This window comes from Sphingomonas rhamnosi, assembly GCF_036663615.1.
GTDB lineage: Bacteria > Pseudomonadota > Alphaproteobacteria > Sphingomonadales > Sphingomonadaceae > Sphingomonas.
In genome coordinates, this window is the sequence record NZ_JAXOJJ010000004.1 from 241,237 (window position 1) to 259,385 (window position 18,149).

Sequence of the window (18,149 nt, forward strand, 5' to 3'; positions counted from 1 at the left end):
CCTTCTAGCGCACGATCCGCGTTACGGTAATCCGTCGCCCGTCGCGCGCGGCGCTGATCAGGTCTCTCGCGCCGTCGATCGCGAACACGAGACCCGGAAGCAACAGCGGCGCGATCATCAGCGCCCAGTGCGGCGTGTCCTCCCGTCCGAACACCCCGATGACCGCCGCCATCAGCACGAACAGCGCGAGCACGCGAAGGCCGGTGGCATCGCGCCACATCGCCCAGCCGAACAGCGCCAATCCGACCATCGGCGCTGCGAGCCATAGGGGCACCAGCGTCAGTATCGTCGCGCCTGCCGCGGTTCGGATGAACAGTCCGATACCGCCGGCGGTGATCGGATCGGCTGCGCTATCGAGCGACCGGACCACCTCGGCGACCGCATGCGCATGCGCGCCGAACGCGACGACAAACACCAGGATCGCCGCGGCCCAGCCAATCGCCTCGCGCCGCGCCCCTTCGCCGAGCGCGAACACCGCCATCAGCAGCAAATAGAGCACCGCAGTCTCACGAAGGAGCGCGGCGGCCAAGCCGAACGCGACGGCATCAAGCCACGCGCCATGACGGCGAACCGCGAGCGACAGCGCGACAAACAGCCCGGCCCAGGTCTCGGGCACCGCGATCAGCGACGGCCGCAGGAGCGGCAGCAGAGTCAGCACCAGAAGCGCCGTGGCGATTCCGCGCGCGACCGGCCCCACTAGTGCCGCCTTGAGCCGTGCGTGCCAGGCCGCAGCGACGGCGAGGACCAGCGCGTACAGCAGGATTCGGACGAGGATCGGCGGCAAGCTGCCTTCGACCACCGCCAGCGTCGGCATCGCGAACGCCAGCATCGGCCGCAGCGGATAGTCGGCGCCGCGCAACGTATCGGCGGTCACCGCATAATAATTGCCACCGTGCCGGACGCCGTCGACGATGCCCGCATAGAATCCGGTATCTGTCTGGCCGGCCGACTGCCGCACCGCGGTAAGCAAGGCGAGCAGGAGCACCGTCAGCACCACAAGGCCAAGCCGAGCCGCCCTTTGCGATAGCCCGGCGGCGCGCGACGGCATCGCCAACCACAGCGGCGTCAGCGCGCGGCGCATCGTGTCACCGCAGCAGGAACCAGGTCGCGGCTACGCAGATCACGGCCGTCACCAGCGCGACGACCGCATAGCGCCAGCCGCCGCCAATCCGGACGATCTCGATTGCGCGCAGCGGCGGGGCGGGGGGCTCGCCGCCCGGTGCGGGATAATGCGCCTCGATCCGGCGGACCAGGTCGGGCAGGCGGGTGAGCAGCCGGAAATCCTCGACCAGCCGGTCCGCCAGCGCGGCTTCGGGGCCCAATTCGCCGCGGATCCAGTCGCGGACGAACGGCTCGGCGGTGTTCCACAGGTTGATGTCGGGATCGAGGCTGGTCGCCACGCCCTCGACCATCACCATCGTCTTTTGCAGCAACAGCAGATGCGGCTGCGTCACCATGTCGAAATCGCGGGTGATCGAGAACAGGCTGTCGAGCAACATGCCGATCGACATGTCCTTGACCGGCAACCCGCGCATCGGTTCGCCCACCGCCCGCAAGGCGGTGGCGAATTCGCCGACGTCGTGATGCGCGGGCACATAGCCTGCTTCGAAATGGATTTCGGCGACCCGCTTATAGTTGCCGGTGATCAGGCCGTAGAGGATCTCGGCGAGCCACACGCGCGCGCGCCGGTCGATCCGGCCCATGATGCCGAAATCGATCGCGGCGATGCGGTTGCCGGGCAGCGCGAACAGGTTTCCCTGATGCATGTCGGCGTGGAAGAAGCCGTCGGCGATCGCCTGGCGCAGGAACGCGCGGACCAACAATTGGGCAAGCGCGGGCAAGTCGTATCCTGCAGCGACGAGCGCTGCGCGGTCCGACAGCTTGATGCCGTTGATCCACTCGATCGTCATGACCTTGGCGGTCGACCGCGCCCAGTCGATCTCGGGCACCATGAAGTCCGATTCGGCGGTCATGTTCTCGGCGAGTTCGGATGCCGATGCCGCCTCGCGCCGGAAATTGAGTTCGCGCAACGTCCAGCGCTTGAACGTCTCGATCGTCAGGCGCGGGCGCAGCCGCGCGGCCTCGGGGCTGAGCGCCTCAAGCTGGGCGGCAGCCCAGCTATAGGTGTCGATCGCGCGGGCGAAATCGGCCTCGACGCCGGGACGCAGAACCTTGACCGCGACCTGCCGGCCGTCGGTGGTGACAGCACGGTGGACCTGCGCGATCGACGCAGCGCCGACGGGGACGGGCTCGATATGGCTGTACAGGTCCTCGAGCGGGCGGCCGAAGCTCGCGAGCATCGCCGCCTCGATCGTCGCATAGGGGACCGGTGAGAGTTGGTCCTGCAGCCGCAGCAGGTCGTGCGCGGCGACCTCGCCGACCAGGTCGGGGCGCGTCGCGAGCGTCTGGCCGAGCTTGATCGCCGCGGGGCCGATCGCCTGGAACGCATCGGCGTAGCGCGGGACCTTCGGCACCCGCGCGCCGAACCGGGCGATTCGGGCCAGCCGGCGGACCGGGGCGGGGGTGTTCGGATCACGCTCGATCCCCGTCAATGCACCGTGGCGCGCGAGGATGCGGCCCCATTTGAGCAAGCGCCAGACGTGAGTTGTGGAAGCTGTCACTGGCAGTTGAAGAGTGGTTCACGCAAAGGCGCGAAGGCACGAAGAGAAGAAGGGTTTTCACGCGGAGGCGCGGAGACCCGGAGGTGCTGCGCTCGGACCATCGTCGCGCCTTCGCGGCGTTGCGTGAACATCAGATCTTCCACCCGCTGTGGATCGCGACCAGCCCGCCCAGTAGCGGCTCGACCTTGGTCTGCACGAAGCCGGCCTCGGCGATCATCGCCTTGAACTGCGGCATGCGTGGGAAGCGGCGGATCGATTCGATCAGGTAGCGATAGCTGTCGGCGTCCTGCGCCAGCAGCTGGCCGAGCTTCGGCACCATCTTGTGCGAATAGGCGTCATAGACCTCGGCGAACCCCGGCCACTGGGTCGTGGAGAATTCGAGGCAGTAGAACCGCCCGCCACGGCGCAGCACGCGGTGGGCCTCGCGTAGCGCCTTGGGGATATCGGTGACGTTCCGGATGCCGAACGCGATCGTATAGGCGTCGAAGAATTTATCGGGGAAGGTCAGCGTTTCGGCATTCGCCTCGGTCCAGACCAGGCCGTCGATCCCGCGCTTCTGCGCGCGTTCCATGCCGACTTCGAGCATCTGCGGGTTGATGTCGGCCACGGTGATCGACGCGCCCGACGGCTCCATCCGGAACGCGATGTCGCCGGTGCCACCCGCCATGTCGAGGATCTGCTCGCCCTCGCGCGGTTTCACGCGGCGCACGAACCGATCCTTCCACAACCGGTGCATGCCGCCCGACATCGCGTCGTTCATCAGGTCGTATTTGCTGGCAACGTTCGAGAAGACGCCGCCGACGCGCGCGGTCTTCTCGGCGGCGGGAATGTCTTCGTAGCCGAAGGATACGATGGCGGGGGCGGGGGCGGCGGGGGCGGTCGCGCTGGGCTCGGTCATGCCCAGCGCTCTAGCCCCGCCTTGTGGCGCGGGCAAACGCAACCTAGCTGTTTCGCGTGCCAGAGCTCCCCGAAGTCGAAACCACCGTCCGCGGGCTTGAGCCCGTGTTGCTCGGCCAGCGCCTGACGCGGGTCGAGCCGCGTCGTGCTGATCTCCGGAAAGCGATTCCTGTCGACCTGCGTCAGCGGATGACCGGTGCGGTGGTCGCGCGGTTGTGGCGGCGCGCCAAATATGGCCTGCTCGACACCGATCGCGGCGACACGCTCGTCTTCCATCTCGGCATGTCGGGACGGTGGCGGGTCGATCCGAGCGAGATCCTGCCGCACGACCATCTGCTGATCGAGACCGAGGCGGGGCGGGTCGTCGCGCTCAACGATCCCCGGCGATTCGGCTTTCTCGATCTCTGGTCGACCGCCGACATCGCCAATTACCCCCCATTCCTGGTGACGGGCCCGGAGCCGCTCGGGCCCGACCTGACCGCTGCCTATCTGCTCGAGGCGCTGAGCGGCCGGGGCGCGTCCATCAAGGCGATGCTGCTCGACCAGCGGATCGTCGCGGGCCTTGGCAACATCTATGTCTGCGAGGCGCTGCACCTCGCCCGAATCGCGCCGAGCCGCGCGGCGGGGCGGATATCGCTGTTCCGACTCGAGCGACTCGTCGACGCGATCCGTAGCGTGCTGACCGCCGCGATTCTTGCCGGGGGCTCGACGCTCAAGGATTATGCGCGGCCGGACGGCGAGCTCGGCTATTTCTCGAAGCAATGGCGCGTCTATGGCCGCGAAGGTCTGCCGTGCGAGTGTGGCGGGCTGGTGAGGCGACGGACCGAGAATGGCCGCTCGACCTTCTGGTGCCCACGCTGCCAACGCGGTTGACGTTTCGAGGGGAACTGACTAGGGGCTCCGTCTTCGAGAGGGCGTAGGAGCAATCCGGCGCCCCTTTTTATCATTCCAGCATCCACGAGGGCTTCATGGCGAACACGCCGCAGGCGAAAAAGCGTATCCGTCGCAACGACCGTCGCGCGGAAGTGAACGGCAACCGAGTCGGCCGCATCCGTACCTTCATCAAGAAGGTCGAAGCGGCACTGGCATCGGGCGACAAGGGTGCTGCCACCGCAGCGCTTGCGCAGGCACAGCCCGAGCTGCAGCGCGGCGTCGCCAAGGGCGTGCTGCACAAGAACACCGCGAGCCGCAAGTTCGCACGCCTGACCAAGGCCGTGACCGGACTCGCCTGAGTCCAGTCATAATTGGTACGCGGATCGCCCGCCGGAGTCCTCTCCGGCGGGTTTTTTGCGTCGGCGAAGGGCTCGACTGCGATGTCGGGAATCCGAGGATTCTCCACGATTCGAGCGATGTGGCGGGAACCGTCTTCCCCGCGAAAATCAAGAAAAATGCGTTAACTGAGGAACTTATAAAAATTCCGACGCATTTCCGCGGCTTGTTCGCGTCAACCCATTTTATTTCAAAAATCTGACAGCCGCAGGCCTTGCTACACTCGCCGATCGCTTCATAACTGCACCCAGCAGCGACGGTGAATCACGGTCGCGTCATTGGAACTGGGCGAAGGGACCAGGCTGCCTTGCGGCGGCCGTGGGGGGATTTTGCCTGTTGGAATTCAGCCGTCTGCGCATGTGTTGCGCGGGCTCGGGAAGGTGTGCGTGTGACGAGTTGGCCGGGGCAAAAGACGCGAGCGGAGGAGGCTGAACAGGCTTGGTCCCGCGTGCGTACGTCGCTCCGCGAATCCGCCGGCGCGCGGCTGTTCGATCAATGGCTGAAACCGATCGAGCTGGTGCCCGACAGCGATGGCGACACGATTCGTCTGGCGTTGCCGTCCGCGTTCATGACCAACTGGGTGCGCAACCATTATGCGGACCGACTGACTCTCGAATTCAGGCAAATTCTGCCGCACGTCCGCAGCGTGCAGATCGAAACGCGTGTGGCGGGTCCGGCGCCGGTCGCGCTTGCCCTGGTTCCCGCGGCGGCGCCCGCCGGTCCTGTGCCTGTTGTGGCCCCAGCGCGAACGTTCGGCGTCGATCCGTCGCTTAGGCCCGCGCCGGCTGTGCCCGTGGTCGCCGCCGCTACGACGACGCAACCCGCCGCCGAACGGCCGCCGCTCGACCCGCGCTACACCTTCGCCCGGTTTGTCGTCGACGCCTCGAACAAGGTCGCGTTCAACGCCGCCAGGGTGCTGGCCGAACCGGGGCCCGTGCGCTTCTCGCCGCTGTTCCTCCACAGCGGTACGGGGCAGGGCAAGACGCATCTGATGCATGCAATCGGTCATGCGTTTCTCGCCGCGAACCCGCAGGCGATCGTGCTGTGCATGTCAGCCGAGCGATTCATGTACGATTTCGTGGCGGCGATGCGCGCCCGCGACACGCATGCGTTCAAACAGCGGTTGCGTGGCGCGGACCTGCTGCTGATCGACGATCTGCAGTTCATCGCCGGCAAGGACGCGACGCAGGAAGAGTTCTTCCACACGGTCAACGAGATCATGGCGGCGGGCAAACGCCTGGTGATCTCGGCAGACCGCTGCCCGCAGGCGCTCGAAGGTGTCGAGGCGCGGATCGTCAGCCGGATGGCGGTCGGGCTGGTCGCCGACATCAAGGCTCCCGATCTGGCGCTGCGCCGGGCGATCCTCGATCGGAAACTGACCGATCTGCCCGACATGCGCGTGCCGCTCGACGTGCTCGACCTGCTCGCCAGCCGCATCCATGCGAACATCCGCGAGCTCGAAGGGGCGCTCAACCGCGTCGTCGCCTACGCGCAGCTGACCGGCGACAGCATCGACCTCGACTTTGCGGTCGCGACGTTGGGCGACGTGCTGCGCGGCGCGCAGAAGCGGGTGACGATCGACGAGATCCAGAAGCTCGTTTCCGCACATTTCGAGCTGAAGCCGCTCGACCTGATCTCCGCCCGCCGCGCGCGTGCGGTCGCACGGCCGCGGCAGATCGCGATGTATCTGGCCAAGCGGCTGACGACCCGGTCGCTGCCCGAAATCGGTCGCAAATTCGGCGGTCGCGACCATTCGACGGTGATCCATGCGGTCCGCCGGATCGAGGAGCTGCGCGATTCGGACCGCGACATCGACGCCGCGGTGCGGGTATTGATGCGCGAACTCGAAGGGTAACGTGCCCCATAGTCCTCCCCCTGGGCGGGGGAGGATCAGTCCGACTCAGACCTGCAGGCCCATCGCGTCCTGTGCCGCCTTCAACGTCGGCGCGGCCAAGCCCCTAGCCGTTTTCGCGCCGGCGCTGAGGATCGCCGACACCGCCGCGCGGTCGTCGAGCAAGCGGACCAGTTCGTTGCGGATCGGGCCTAGCTTGGCGACCGCGAGATCGGCCAATGCCGGCTTGAACACCCCGAACCCCTTGCCGCCGAAATCGGCGAGCACGGCGTCGATGCTCGTATCGGCCAGCGCCGCGTAGATCGTCAGCAGGTTGCGCGCCTCGGCACGGTCGCCGAGTTCCTCAGCGGTTGCAGGCAGGACGTCGGGGTCGGTCTTGGCCTTGCGGAATTTGTCGGCGATGGTGTCGTCGCTGTCGATCAGCTTGACCACCGACTGCTCGGACGGGTTCGACTTCGACATTTTCGCGCCCGCGTCGCGCAACGACATGATCCGCGGCGCAGCCTTGCTGATCAGCGGCTCGGGCAGCGTGAACAGGTCGGTGGCATAGTCGTTGTTGAACTTGGTCGCGATGTCGCGCGCGAGCTCCAGATGCTGTTTCTGGTCCTCGCCGACCGGCACGTGGGTGGCGTTGTACAGCAGCACGTCGGCGGCCATCAGCACCGGATAATCGTACAGCCCGACGCTGGCGCCTTCGCGGTTCTTGCCCGCCTTGTCCTTGAACTGAGTCATGCGGTTCAGCCAGCCGACGCGCGCGACAGTGTTCAACAGCCAGGCCAGTTCGCTATGCGCCGGCACGCGCGCCTGGTTGAACAGGATCGATTTCGCCGGATCGATCCCGGCCGCGATCATCGTCGCGGCGACCTCGATCGTGTGGCTGGCGAGCTCGGCGGGCGCGATCCATTCGGTCGGCGCGTGCAGATCGGCGATGAAGAACATCGCCTCGCCGCCTTGGGCGACGACATCGTCCTGCATGCTCACCCACTGTTTCACGGCACCGAGATAATTGCCGAGGTGGAGGTTGCCGGTGGGCTTGATCCCGGAAAGCACGCGCATGACGAAAAACCTATTTGGAACGACGCAGAAGGGTGGCGATGTCGCCCAGCCGGAACGCGCCGGTGGCGAGCGTCGCGAGCCCATAGACCACGCCGCCGGTGGTCACCAGCACGACCATCGCGCCCCAGCGCTGCAGGTTGCTGCCGGTCACGAACGGCTGGAACAGATGGTTGAGGAAGAACATCACCACGCCCATGATCAGCGCGGCAACGACAAGCCGCCAGGTCCGCCGGACCAGACGCGCATCCGCGGTAAAGTGCTTCCGGCGCACCAGCGTGCGGTACAGCAAGGCGACGTTGACCGTGCTGGCGATCGCGGTGGCCAGCGGCGGGCCCATATGCCCGAGCGGCTTGATCAGTATGAGGTTGAGCACGAGGTTTATGCCCATCGACATCGTCGCATACCGCACCGGCGTCCGCGTGTCGGAGCGGGCATAATAGCCCGGCGTCAGGACCTTCACGAGGATGTACGAGGGAAGCCCGATCGAGAAGGCGGCGAGCGCCTGCGCGGTGAACAGGCTGTCCTGCGCCGAGAATTTGCCGTGCTCGAACAGCGCGCCGACGATCGGCATGCCGCAGACGATCAGCGCGACCGTCGCGGGCAGCGTCAGGAACAGCGCGAGCTCCATCCCGCGGTTCTGCGTGTCCATCGCCTGCGCATCCTCGCCGCGGCCGAGCTGGCGCGAGATCGTGGGCAGCAGCACGGTGCCGAGACCGATTCCGATCAGGCCGAGCGGCAACTGGTTCAGCCGGTCGGCGAAATAGATGTACGACACCGATCCGGCGGGCAGCAAAGCAGCCGCCAGCGCGGTCGAGACGACGAGGTTGATCTGCACCGCGCCCGCGCCGGCGGCGGCGGGCCAGATCAGGCTCATCAGCTTCTTGACGTCGGGATTGAGTTGCGGCCGCTTGAGCCGCAGTCGGATGCCCGAGGTTCGGCATGCATAGATCAGCCAGAGCAACTGCAGCGCGCCCGACACCGTCACCGCGATCGCCTGGTTGCGCGCGGTCACCAACGGCTCATGCGCGTGGAACAGCAGCAGCGCCGCGATCAGCGTCGCGTTGAGCAGGATCGGCGCGGCGGCGTTGACCCAGAATCTATGCAGCGAATTGAGGATGCCGCCGAGCAGCGAGACGAGGCTGATCAGCAACAGATAGGGCAGCATCAGCCGCGACATGTGCACGACGAACGCGAAGCGTTCGGCGGACGCGCCGTTGAACCCGAAGGTCAGCAGCCACGTGACCGGCCACGCTGCCAGTTCGAGCAGCGCGGTCATCACGATCAGCGTCGGCAGCAACACCGACAGCGCATCTTCGGCAAACGCGACCCCGTCGGGAAGGCCGCGCCCGTCCTTGTCGCCGACTTTGCGGTTGAACATCGGGATGAACGCCGCGCTGAACGCACCTTCCGCGAACAACGCGCGGAACATGTTCGGCAGCCGGAACGCGATCAGATAGGCGTCGGACGCAAAACCTGCGCCGACGAACCGCGCGAACAGCGCGTCACGAAACAGCCCCAGGATGCGGCTGGCAAGCGTCAGCCCGCCGACCGATCCCAGGGCTTTGGTAAGGTTCATGTGTCAGTCCGGACCGGCGATCACGCCTGCCCGAAATCGCCCACGTTCGGCTGCACGCCCTGTTCGGCCTGCTGCAGATACAACTGAGCGAAATCGATCGGCTCGAGCAGCAGCGGCGGGAAGCCGCCGTCGCGGACCGCGTCGCTGAGCACGCGGCGCGCGAACGGGAAGAGGAGGCGCGGCGCTTCGCCCAGCAGGAACGGCTGGACATGCTCGGCGGGGATGTTGCGCAGCCCGAACAGCCCGGCATACGAAAGGTCGACGATGAACGCGACCTGGCCCTCGGTCTCGGCACGGACGTCGATCTTCAGCACGACTTCGTGCACTTCGTCGCCGACCTGCGCTGCACCGATGTTGAACTGGACGTCGATCGCCGGCGGGGTCTGGTTCTGATAGACCGCGGGTGCGTTCGGATTCTCGAACGACAGGTCCTTGATGTACTGCGAGATCAGGCCGGCGGCGGGGGTGGTGTCCTCGCCATTGGCGAGCGCGCTGTCGGCGGCAATTGCGCCGTTGTCCTGGTCGTCCATGTCATCCTGTCCTTTGAAAAGCTAAGGACCGAAGCGGAGGGCTCGCGCGTTCGGGTCCGGTGCGGGGATCGCTAGCAGTGCGTGCCGAGCGTTTCAACGGGCGCCGCTTTGAATCGGGCCCCGCATGGCCTATGTTGGCCTGAAGATCGGAGGCACGGTTGTTTTACGTAGTTCTTCTCGCGATGGTTGCAGGCTTTTTGGCGATGCGGCTCTACAGCGTTCTCGGCAAGCGTACAGGGCATGAACAGCCCTTGCCGCGGACGGCCGAAGAGCGGCCAGCTGCGATCACGGTGCCGCGCTCGATCGCGCCCGTCTCCGAGGTACGCGAGATCGCCAACCGCAATATCGAGCCGCGTGCGGAACAGGGCCTGCGCGCGATCGTCGCCAGCGAAGCTGGGTTCGACATCAGTCAGTTCCTGGAGGGCGCGCAGGCAGCGTACCGCATGGTGCTGGAAGCGTTTTGGAACGGCGACGAACAGACGCTTGCCGAACTCGCCGAGGACGACGTCCGCTCTGCGTTCGTCGAGGCGATCGCCGCGCGCAACGCCGCCGGCGAGGTGCTCGACAACCGTCTGGTAACGATCGAGCGCGCGATGATCGCCGACGCTGGCGTGTCCGGCCGCGATGCGCGGATAACGGTGCGCTTCGACGCCGACATCGCCGCGATCACGCGCGACAGCGAAGGCAATGTCATCGCCGGGTCGATGACTGACGCGGTCCAAACGCACGACGCCTGGACGTTCGCGCGGACTCTCAAGAGCAACGATCCGAACTGGAAGCTCGCGGACACCGACGAGGCGTGATGCGCAAACTGGGAGGAGTGGCGCTCGGCCTGTTGCTGAGCGCGTGCGTCGGCGGGGTTGCGCCACCGCGCACCGGGATCGCGCCACCGCCCGATCGATCAGACGAACGGCCGACCGAACCCGTGCGTGTGCATCCGACGCGCGACACCGGCGCGTCGCCCAACATTCGTGGTATCCAAGCGCCAGCGCGGATCGTCGGCGCGGTGCCGATGCTCGCGGCGCCGGTGGTGCCAGCGGGCGAGCCGGCCAATGCGGCGGCGGCGGGCGTGCTGCCCGGGCCCGCGATCGCGAGCTTGCCGATCAGCGATGTTCAGGCCGATGCCGCGCTCGCTGCATTCGTCACAAGTTGCCCGGCGCTTCAACGCCGCGCCGATACGTCGGGCCTGACGCGCGGCGCCGATTGGCAACCCGCCTGTGCTGCCGCGGCGTCCGTACCGCGCGGCGGCGCCCGGGCGTTCTTCGCGCAGTCGCTTGAGGCGGTGCAGGTCGGCGACGGCAAGGCGTTCGCGACCGGCTATTACGAGCCCGAGATCGCCGGATCGCTGACCCGGCGTTCGGGCTACGAGGCCCCGGTCTATGGTCGCCCCGACGATCTGATCGACGTCGATCTCGGCGCGTTCTCCACCAGTCTCAAGGGCAAGAAGATCCGCGGGCGAGTGCAGGGCAGCAATTTCGTGCCCTATTACGACCGTACCGCGATCGAGCAGGGCGCATTGTCGGGCAAGGCGCCGATCCTCGCCTGGGCACGCGACCCGGTGGAATTGTTCTTCCTGCAGATCCAGGGGTCGGGCCGGCTGCGGCTGCCCGACGGCGAGATCCTCCGCATCGGGTATGCGACGCAGAACGGCCGCGACTATACCGGCATCGGCGCGCTGATGAAGTCACGCGGACTGTTGCAGCCGGGCCAGACCTCGATGCAGGGCATCGTTGCATGGCTGCACGACCATCCGGTCGAGGGCCAGGCGATCATGCGCGAGAACCGCAGTTTCGTGTTCTTCCGTGAGTTGGAGGGCGCACCGCTGGGTGCGCTCGGCCTACCGGTCACGGGCCAGGTGAGTGCCGCGGCCGATGTCAAATTCGTGCCGCTGGGTGCGCCCGTGTTCCTATCGCTAGACCGTCAGGATGCCAGCGGACTGTGGGTGGCGCAGGACACCGGCGGCGCGATTAAGGGAAGCAATCGCTTCGATACCTTCTGGGGTGCGGGGGCTGCGGCCGAGGCGACTGCCGGCGGCATGGCCGGCCGCGGGACGGCGTTTCTGCTCTTGCCGATCGGCACGGTCGCGCGCTTGAATGGAGCGCGATATGGCGGGCCGACCCCTCAACCCTGACGAAGCCCAGCTCTGGGCGAAGGTGATGGCCACCGTGCGCCCGATGCGCGCGGTGAGTGGCGTCGCACACATCCCCGAAAAGCCGGCGCCGGTCGGCAAGACGATCCCGCCGCCGCCCGCGCCGCTGCACGGCGTGAAGCCCGTCGTGCGCATGCCAGTGAGGATGGCGGCCAAGCCGGCCGCGCGGGTGCTGCCCAAACCGATCACCCAGAGTACGCTCGACGGCGGTTGGGACAAGAAGCTGGTGCGCGGGGCGGTGATCCCGGACAGTTCGATCGACCTGCATGGCCATACGCTGGCCTCGGCGCATGCGATGCTCGACACCGGGCTGGGGCGGGCGATCGCGCGCGGCGACCGCGTTCTGCTGTTGGTGACGGGCAAGCCGCCTCGGCCCGAGAGCGAGCGCCCGCATGCGCGCGGCGCGATCCGCGCCGCGGTGGCGGACTGGCTGGCCGGATCGCGGCACGCCGACGCGATCGCAGCGGTCCGCGGCGCGCACCCCCGGCATGGCGGACAGGGCGCGCTCTACATCATCCTGCGCCGCGAGCGCTGACCCGGCACCGACCTCCTGCCGTCGAGTTAAGTAACCCGGGGCAACATCGGCCGATTTCCGCCACCGCACGACGTCCAAATAGCCAGTTTCGTTTGACAGGGGGCGGGGGCGTTGCATTACTGGACGACTGATCCGGCCGCGAGTCCATGGCCGTTGGATCGAGACATTCCGGGGGATTTTGATGAACAAGCAGGAGTTGATCGCAACGGTGGCCGACACGTCGGGTCTTGCGAAGGGTGACGCGTCCAAGGCAGTCGAGGCGGTGTTCGATGCGATCTCCACCTCGCTCAAGAAGGGCGACGAAGTCCGCCTGGTCGGGTTCGGCACCTTCTCGATCTCGAAGCGCAAGGCCTCGACCGGGCGCAACCCGCGCACCGGCGAGCCGATGACGATCAAGGCCTCGACTCAGCCCAAGTTCAAGGCGGGCAAGGGGCTCAAGGACTCGGTCAACTGATCGGCCGATAGGGCTGGACAGGCGAACGGTACCCGCCTAAAGGCCCGCTTCCCGGTTTCGGGGCGCGTAGCTCAGCGGTAGAGCACACCCTTCACACGGGTGGGGTCACAGGTTCAATCCCTGTCGCGCCCACCAGTATTCAGGCCCTCGGTTCGCATGGACCGGGGGCCTTTCTGGTTCTGGTGCGGACTCCTTTAGTTGCCGCACTGCAACGAAGATGACGAACTTGTCATTATATTAATTCGTTCGATCGAACTAATGCGCCCGCATGGCTCATGCTCGCCTCCTTGACATCGCGATTCGCGAATTCGGCTCCAAGGGGCTGGACGGTGCGAGCACGCGCAGCATTGCCGCTGCGGCGAAGACCGCGATGTCGTCGATCACCTATCATTATGGCGGCAAGGAAGGGCTTTACCTGGCCGCGGCGGATCGCATCGCTGAGCTGATGGCGGCGATGATGACCGAATCGCTGCCGTTCGACGACGCGATGACCGATGATCCCGATACGGCGCGGACGTGGATCCATCGTATCCTCGGGCGATTGATCGACAAGATGGCGACCGACGCGAGCGGGGACTGGACGTTGTTCGTCATGCGCGAGCAGATGCGGCCCAGCGCGGCGTTCGATCGCATCTATGGCGGTGTGATGGGGCAATTGGTCCGCACGCTGGCCGAACTCGTCCGGGTCGCGACGGGCACCGACATGCGCGCCGCCAAGATTACCACGATCACCTTGATGGGCCAGGTGCTCGCACTGCGCGCCAACCGCGCGACCTGCCTGCGGCTGCTCGATCGCGATGCACTCGACGCCGACGACATCGCGCAGATCAAGGCGCGGATCGACGCCAACATAGACGCCATTCTCGATTCGATGCGGGGACCAGCATGACCTACGATACCGATCACGAGCCCAACGAGGGCAAGACGGGCGACGACGATACGTCCAACAAGATCCGCGGTCCGGAAAAGCCGGGCGCCGATACAGCGCGCGACGACCAGGACGGCGGGTCCGACCAGGCGGAGGACGAGGATCAGGGTGGCAAACCCTCGATCTTCAAGAAGCCGCTGTTCTGGATCATTCTGATCGTCGTCGTCGGCGGCGCCGTGATCGGCGGCGTGCTCTATTGGCTCAACGCGCGGCAATATGAATCGACCGACAACGCGTTCGTCGACACGCATATCGTCCGCCTCGCGCCGCAGGTCGCTGGCGTGCTGGTACAGGTCGCTGATGTCGACAACCGTCATGTCGAGGCGGGCCAGCTGCTCGCGGTGATCAAGGCGTCGGGTCGCGACGCGCAGGTCGCCGAGGCGCAGGCCAACGAAGACCAGTCGCGTGCGCAGCTTACCCAGGCGGAGGCGCAGGTCACCGCCGCGCTCGCGTCGCAGCAACAGGCGGCAGCCCAGGCTCGCGTGCCGCTCGCCGCTGCGGTGAAGGCCCGGCAGGATCTGGCGCGCTACGAGGCGCTGCTGCGGCTCGATCCCAATGCGGTCGCCGGGCAACAGCTCGATCAGGCCCGCAGCACCGCGCGCCAGACCGCTGCGGATGCCGCCGCCGCTCGTGAGCAGGTCGACACAGCCGCGGCGCAGGTCACCGTCGCGCGTCGCCAGATCGGTGCCGCGCGTTCGGTGATCGACGCCCGCCGCGCGCAGGTTGCGCAGGCCAATGTCGCGATCGGCGACCTGCGGCTGACCGCACCCGTCGCGGGCCAGGTCGTCAATCGCCAGGTCAATGTCGGATCCTATGTCGCGCCGGGTTCGCAGCTGATGGCGATCGTTCCCGACACGATGTGGGTCACCGCCAATTTCAAGGAAACCCAGCTCACGCGGATGAAGGTCGGCCAGCCGGTCACTATCCATGTCGACGCCTATCCCGATGTCGAGTTCCGCGGTCACGTTGATTCGGTCCAGCGCGGTGCGGGGCAAGCGTTCGCCCTGCTGCCGCCGCAGAACGCCACCGGCAACTATGTGAAGGTGGTGCAGCGCGTGCCCGTGCGTATCGTGTTCGACACCAAGAACGCGCCTGATCCGCGGCGCTATCCGATCGGCCCCGGCATGTCGGTGGTCCCGACCGTCAAGGTCCGCTGAGCATGGCCGCGGCCGCCGCCGCACCGGTGTGGAGCCCGTCGCGGTCCGCCGCGGGCAAACACAGCCCGTGGTTGATCGTCGCGATCATCTCGATCCCGACGTTCATGGAGGTGCTCGACACCTCGATCGCCAACGTCGCGCTCGACCATATCTCGGGCGGGCTGTCGATCAGCAGCGACCAGGCGACCTGGGTGCTGACGAGCTATCTCGTCGCCAACGCGATCATCATCCCAATCTCGGGCTGGCTGAGCGATGCGATCGGGCGGAAGCGCTATTTCCTGCTGTCGATCGCGCTGTTCACCTTCGCGTCGCTGTTGTGCGGACTGGCCCCCAACATCGGGACCCTGGTGGTCGCGCGCGTGCTGCAAGGCATCGGCGGTGGCGGCCTTGCACCCGTCGAGCAGTCGATCCTCGCCGACACCTTCCCGCCACGACAACGCGGCATGGCGTTCGCCGCGTTCGCGATCGTCGTCGTCGTGGGACCCGTGCTCGGGCCGACGCTGGGCGGCTACATCGTCGAATATTCCAGCTGGCATTGGGTGTTCCTGATCAACGTCCCCGTCGGCATCGCCGCATGGTTCGCGGTTAAGACCTTCGTCGACGAGCCCGAACAGGTGAAGATCGACCGCGACGAGCGGTTCAAGCACGGGCTGCGGATCGATTACATCGGCGTCATCCTCGTCGTGCTCGGCCTCGGCTTCCTCGAGCTGGTGTTCGACCGCGGCGAGCGTGAGGATTGGTTCGCGAGCGGCTTCATCGTCATGGCGGCAATCGTGGCGGCGGTATCGCTGGTCAGCCTCGTCATCTGGGAACTCAACCACAAGGACCCGGTGATCGACCTGAAGCTGTTGAAGAACCGCAACTTCGCGCTGACGATCGGCGTGATGGGTGTCACCGGCATGATCCTGTTCGGCACGACGCAGCTGATCCCACAGATGCTGCAGCAGGTGCTCGGTTACAGTTCACTCGACGCGGGTCTCGCGTTGACTGCGGGCGGGGTGGCCACGCTGATCGCGGTGCCGTTCGCCGGGCGCCTGAGTGGGATCGTCGACGTCCGGCTGCTGCTGTTCCCCGCGCTTCTGGTCCAGGCGTTCGCGCTGTGGAACATGAGCCACCTGACCGCCGACATCGCCTTTTCCGATGCGGCGTTCGCGCGGCTATTCCAGGCGGCGGCGCTGCCGTTCCTGTTCGTGCCGATCAACGCGATCGCCTATGTCGGGCTGAAGCAGACTCAGACGGCCCAGGCGTCGAGCCTGCTCAACGTCGCGCGCAACCTTGGCGGTACGATCGGCATCTCGTTCGCGCAGACGCATCTGGCCAGCGGGATCCAGCGCCACCAGACCGAACTCGTCCAGACGCTCAGCCCGCTCGATCCCAACTACAACGACTGGATGGCGAAGGCCGGACAGGCGTTCGGCGGGCAGGGCGATTCCACCACGCCGCTCGCCGTCCTCTACAGCCAGGTCCAGCGCCAGGCGGCGATGCTCGGTTTCCTCGACGTGTTCCGGTCGATGATGATCGTCGTACTCGTCGTCGCCCCGCTCGTCCTGTTCATGCGCTCGGGCAAAACCGGCGCCGCCCCGCCCCCAGGAGCCCATTGATGCGTCGTCTTCTCACCGCCTTGCTGGCGTCCTCGCTGCTCGCGGGCTGTACCGTCGGCCCGAACTATGTCGCGCCCGAACTGCCCGTGCCGCCCGCATTCGTTGGGCCGCAGGGCGTGCCCGGCGCGACCGTCGACCCGGCGCGCTGGTGGTCGGCGTTCGGCGACCCGCAGCTCGACGGCCTCGTCGAGCGCGCGTTGAAGGGCAATCCCGACATCGCCATCGCCGCGTCACGCGTCCGCCAGGCGCGGCTGCAGGAGATATCGGCACGCTCGCGAGGACTTCCCAACGTCAACGCGACCAGCAATGTCAGCCATGTCGCCTTCAGCAAGAATGCCGGCCTGTCGTCGCTCGCACGTGCGTTCGGTGGTGGCGACACTGGTGGTGGCACGGATGGGACGAGCACTGGGATCGCGCTGCCCGGCAGCGGCATCACCACCTATGCCGCGGGTTTCGACGCGAGCTGGGAGCTCGACTTGTTCGGCGGCGTTCGCCGCAGCACCGAGGCCGCGCGCGCGCGGACCGAAGCGGCAACCTGGTCGAAGCGGGATGCGGCAGTGACCTTGGCTGCAGAAGTCGCCCAGGCCTATTTCGCGCTTCGGCTCGATCAGGTGCAGCTGGCGACGATCGAACAGGAACTGGTCCGCGACCGTCGCGCGCTGCAGATCGCGGGGAACATCGCCAAGGTTGGACTGGTGCCCGCGATCGACGTGACACGTCAGCGCGGCTCGATCACCGCGACCGAGGCGCGCGTCGAGCCGATCCGCGCCGACGTCGCGGTGCGGATGCACGCGCTGGCGATCCTGCTGGGCGAGGCGCCGGCCACGTTGATGGCCGAGCTTGCCGCGCCGCCGACCGCGCCGCTCGCGGTCCCGGCGATCCCGGCGGGTCTGCCGTCCGATCTGCTGCGCCGGCGGCCAGACATCCGCGCGGCCGAGCGCGATCTCGCCGCCGCTACCGCCGATATCGGTGTCGCGACCGCCGATCTGTACCCGCGGTTCACGCTGACGGGCGTGGCGCAGCTCATTTCGACGTCGCTGGGTTCGCTGTTCGAAGGCGACAGCCTGCAGCTGACCGGCACCGGCGCCGCGCAGTTCCCGCTGCTCGACTGGGGTCGGCGCAAGTCGACCGTCAAGATCCGCGAGGAGGACCGCGAACAGGCGTATCAGCGCTACCGCGCCACCGTGCTGCAGGCGCTGCGCGACGTCGAGGACCCGCTGACGCAGATCGCCGCCGAGCGTCGTCGCAACGCCGCGCTGCAGCGCGCAGTGGTCGACGCGGAGAGTAGCGCGCAGTCCACCGAGTCGCAGTATCGCACCGGGTTCATCGCGCAGGATGCGGTTCTGAACGCGCAGACGCAGGTGCTGTCGGCACGCGAGCAACTGGTTGCCAGCGACGCGCAATTGCGCCAGCTGACGGCGGCGCTGTTCAAGGCGTTGGGTGGTGGTTGGGAAGCCGGCGAGGCGCCGTCGCCCTCTACGTCGTCATCCTGACCAAAGTCAGATGATGCGGAGTCGTTCCGCG

General features: G+C 66.9%; 17 protein-coding genes and 1 tRNA gene. 12 read left to right on the plus strand and 6 right to left on the minus strand.

Going from position 1 to position 18,149, the window contains the following annotated elements; genetic code table 11:
• Positions 1-4: 4 nt before the first annotated feature.
• The 3 genes from U1701_RS10770 to U1701_RS10780 all read right to left on the minus strand — a co-directional run bounded on the left by U1701_RS10770 (position 5) and on the right by U1701_RS10780 (position 3,519).
• A complete protein-coding gene (locus tag U1701_RS10770) occupies positions 5-1,081 on the minus strand; it encodes a hypothetical protein (protein WP_332782567.1) in 1,077 nt (358 codons plus the stop codon).
• A gap of 4 nt (positions 1,082-1,085) precedes the next feature.
• Entirely contained in the window at positions 1,086-2,621 is a 1,536-nt protein-coding gene (gene ubiB, locus U1701_RS10775; RefSeq protein WP_332782568.1) for a 2-polyprenylphenol 6-hydroxylase, read from the minus strand.
• A gap of 130 nt (positions 2,622-2,751) precedes the next feature.
• Positions 2,752-3,519 (minus strand): class I SAM-dependent methyltransferase, encoded by a 768-nt coding sequence (locus U1701_RS10780; RefSeq protein ID WP_332782569.1) that lies wholly within the window; start codon positions 3,517-3,519, stop codon positions 2,752-2,754.
• Between the two features lie 56 nt (positions 3,520-3,575).
• On the opposite strand from U1701_RS10780, the gene mutM reads away from it, so the two are divergent.
• The 3 genes from mutM to dnaA all read left to right on the plus strand — a co-directional run bounded on the left by mutM (position 3,576) and on the right by dnaA (position 6,642).
• Positions 3,576-4,391 carry a bifunctional DNA-formamidopyrimidine glycosylase/DNA-(apurinic or apyrimidinic site) lyase gene (mutM, locus tag U1701_RS10785; protein WP_332782570.1) on the plus strand — a complete coding sequence of 272 codons (816 nt, stop codon included), beginning with the start codon at positions 3,576-3,578 and terminating at the stop codon, positions 4,389-4,391.
• A gap of 95 nt (positions 4,392-4,486) precedes the next feature.
• Positions 4,487-4,750 carry a 30S ribosomal protein S20 gene (rpsT, locus tag U1701_RS10790; RefSeq protein WP_332782571.1) on the plus strand — a complete coding sequence of 88 codons (264 nt, stop codon included), beginning with the start codon at positions 4,487-4,489 and terminating at the stop codon, positions 4,748-4,750.
• A 425-nt stretch (positions 4,751-5,175) separates the two neighbouring features.
• Positions 5,176-6,642 carry a chromosomal replication initiator protein DnaA gene (gene dnaA / locus U1701_RS10795; RefSeq protein ID WP_332782572.1) on the plus strand — a complete coding sequence of 489 codons (1,467 nt, stop codon included), beginning with the start codon at positions 5,176-5,178 and terminating at the stop codon, positions 6,640-6,642.
• Between the two features lie 45 nt (positions 6,643-6,687).
• Here dnaA and trpS read toward each other — a convergent pair whose 3' ends face one another.
• The 3 genes from trpS to secB are packed head-to-tail and all read right to left on the minus strand — an operon-like array spanning position 6,688 to position 9,801.
• Positions 6,688-7,695 carry a tryptophan--tRNA ligase gene (trpS, locus tag U1701_RS10800; RefSeq protein WP_332782573.1) on the minus strand — a complete coding sequence of 336 codons (1,008 nt, stop codon included), beginning with the start codon at positions 7,693-7,695 and terminating at the stop codon, positions 6,688-6,690.
• A 10-nt stretch (positions 7,696-7,705) separates the two neighbouring features.
• Positions 7,706-9,271, minus strand: a complete 1,566-nt coding sequence (murJ, locus tag U1701_RS10805; protein WP_332782574.1) for a murein biosynthesis integral membrane protein MurJ — start codon at positions 9,269-9,271, stop codon at positions 7,706-7,708.
• 20 nt (positions 9,272-9,291) lie between these two features.
• Complete coding sequence (secB, locus tag U1701_RS10810; protein WP_332782575.1) at positions 9,292-9,801, minus strand: protein-export chaperone SecB; 510 nt, start codon at positions 9,799-9,801, stop codon at positions 9,292-9,294.
• A gap of 158 nt (positions 9,802-9,959) precedes the next feature.
• Between secB and U1701_RS10815 the strand changes: the two genes are divergently transcribed.
• The 9 genes from U1701_RS10815 to U1701_RS10855 all read left to right on the plus strand — a co-directional run bounded on the left by U1701_RS10815 (position 9,960) and on the right by U1701_RS10855 (position 18,118).
• The gene (locus U1701_RS10815) at positions 9,960-10,604 is read left to right on the plus strand and encodes a Tim44/TimA family putative adaptor protein (RefSeq protein ID WP_332782576.1); all 645 of its coding nucleotides are present in this window, start codon (positions 9,960-9,962) and stop codon (positions 10,602-10,604) included.
• Positions 10,604-11,932: a murein transglycosylase A gene (gene mltA / locus U1701_RS10820; protein WP_443026033.1), complete on the plus strand. Its 1,329-nt coding sequence runs from the start codon at positions 10,604-10,606 to the stop codon at positions 11,930-11,932. Before U1701_RS10815 ends, mltA begins: the two co-directional genes overlap by 1 nt.
• The gene (locus U1701_RS10825) at positions 11,907-12,485 is read left to right on the plus strand and encodes a Smr/MutS family protein (protein WP_332782577.1); all 579 of its coding nucleotides are present in this window, start codon (positions 11,907-11,909) and stop codon (positions 12,483-12,485) included. Before mltA ends, U1701_RS10825 begins: the two co-directional genes overlap by 26 nt.
• A 181-nt stretch (positions 12,486-12,666) precedes the next feature.
• Positions 12,667-12,939, plus strand: a complete 273-nt coding sequence (locus U1701_RS10830) for an HU family DNA-binding protein (RefSeq protein ID WP_332782578.1) — start codon at positions 12,667-12,669, stop codon at positions 12,937-12,939.
• A gap of 60 nt (positions 12,940-12,999) precedes the next feature.
• Positions 13,000-13,074, plus strand: a tRNA-Val gene (locus tag U1701_RS10835).
• A 133-nt stretch (positions 13,075-13,207) separates the two neighbouring features.
• Positions 13,208-13,828, plus strand: coding sequence for a CerR family C-terminal domain-containing protein (locus U1701_RS10840; RefSeq protein WP_332782579.1), 621 nt, complete (start codon positions 13,208-13,210; stop codon positions 13,826-13,828).
• Complete coding sequence (locus U1701_RS10845; protein WP_332782580.1) at positions 13,825-15,024, plus strand: HlyD family secretion protein; 1,200 nt, start codon at positions 13,825-13,827, stop codon at positions 15,022-15,024. The genes U1701_RS10840 and U1701_RS10845 overlap by 4 nt, the downstream gene beginning before the upstream one ends.
• A gap of 2 nt (positions 15,025-15,026) precedes the next feature.
• Positions 15,027-16,625: a DHA2 family efflux MFS transporter permease subunit gene (locus U1701_RS10850; RefSeq protein ID WP_332782581.1), complete on the plus strand. Its 1,599-nt coding sequence runs from the start codon at positions 15,027-15,029 to the stop codon at positions 16,623-16,625.
• Positions 16,625-18,118 carry an efflux transporter outer membrane subunit gene (locus U1701_RS10855; protein WP_332782582.1) on the plus strand — a complete coding sequence of 498 codons (1,494 nt, stop codon included), beginning with the start codon at positions 16,625-16,627 and terminating at the stop codon, positions 18,116-18,118. Before U1701_RS10850 ends, U1701_RS10855 begins: the two co-directional genes overlap by 1 nt.
• Positions 18,119-18,149: the final 31 nt, after the last annotated feature.

What these genes read in the sequence shown, in the direction of transcription:
- U1701_RS10770 (WP_332782567.1), bottom strand. Translation starts at nt 1,081, where the DNA reads ATGCGCCGCGCGCTGACGCCGCTGTGGTTGGCGATGCCGTCGCGCGCC.
- U1701_RS10780 (WP_332782569.1), bottom strand. Translation starts at nt 3,519, where the DNA reads ATGACCGAGCCCAGCGCGACCGCCCCCGCCGCCCCCGCCCCCGCCATC.
- rpsT (WP_332782571.1), top strand. Translation starts at nt 4,487, where the DNA reads ATGGCGAACACGCCGCAGGCGAAAAAGCGTATCCGTCGCAACGACCGT.
- trpS (WP_332782573.1), bottom strand. Translation starts at nt 7,695, where the DNA reads ATGCGCGTGCTTTCCGGGATCAAGCCCACCGGCAACCTCCACCTCGGC.
- murJ (WP_332782574.1), bottom strand. Translation starts at nt 9,271, where the DNA reads ATGAACCTTACCAAAGCCCTGGGATCGGTCGGCGGGCTGACGCTTGCC.
- secB (WP_332782575.1), bottom strand. Translation starts at nt 9,801, where the DNA reads ATGGACGACCAGGACAACGGCGCAATTGCCGCCGACAGCGCGCTCGCC.
- mltA (WP_443026033.1), top strand. Translation starts at nt 10,604, where the DNA reads ATGCGCAAACTGGGAGGAGTGGCGCTCGGCCTGTTGCTGAGCGCGTGC.
- U1701_RS10825 (WP_332782577.1), top strand. Translation starts at nt 11,907, where the DNA reads ATGGCGGGCCGACCCCTCAACCCTGACGAAGCCCAGCTCTGGGCGAAG.
- U1701_RS10830 (WP_332782578.1), top strand. Translation starts at nt 12,667, where the DNA reads ATGAACAAGCAGGAGTTGATCGCAACGGTGGCCGACACGTCGGGTCTT.
- U1701_RS10840 (WP_332782579.1), top strand. Translation starts at nt 13,208, where the DNA reads ATGGCTCATGCTCGCCTCCTTGACATCGCGATTCGCGAATTCGGCTCC.
- U1701_RS10845 (WP_332782580.1), top strand. Translation starts at nt 13,825, where the DNA reads ATGACCTACGATACCGATCACGAGCCCAACGAGGGCAAGACGGGCGAC.
- U1701_RS10850 (WP_332782581.1), top strand. Translation starts at nt 15,027, where the DNA reads ATGGCCGCGGCCGCCGCCGCACCGGTGTGGAGCCCGTCGCGGTCCGCC.
- U1701_RS10855 (WP_332782582.1), top strand. Translation starts at nt 16,625, where the DNA reads ATGCGTCGTCTTCTCACCGCCTTGCTGGCGTCCTCGCTGCTCGCGGGC.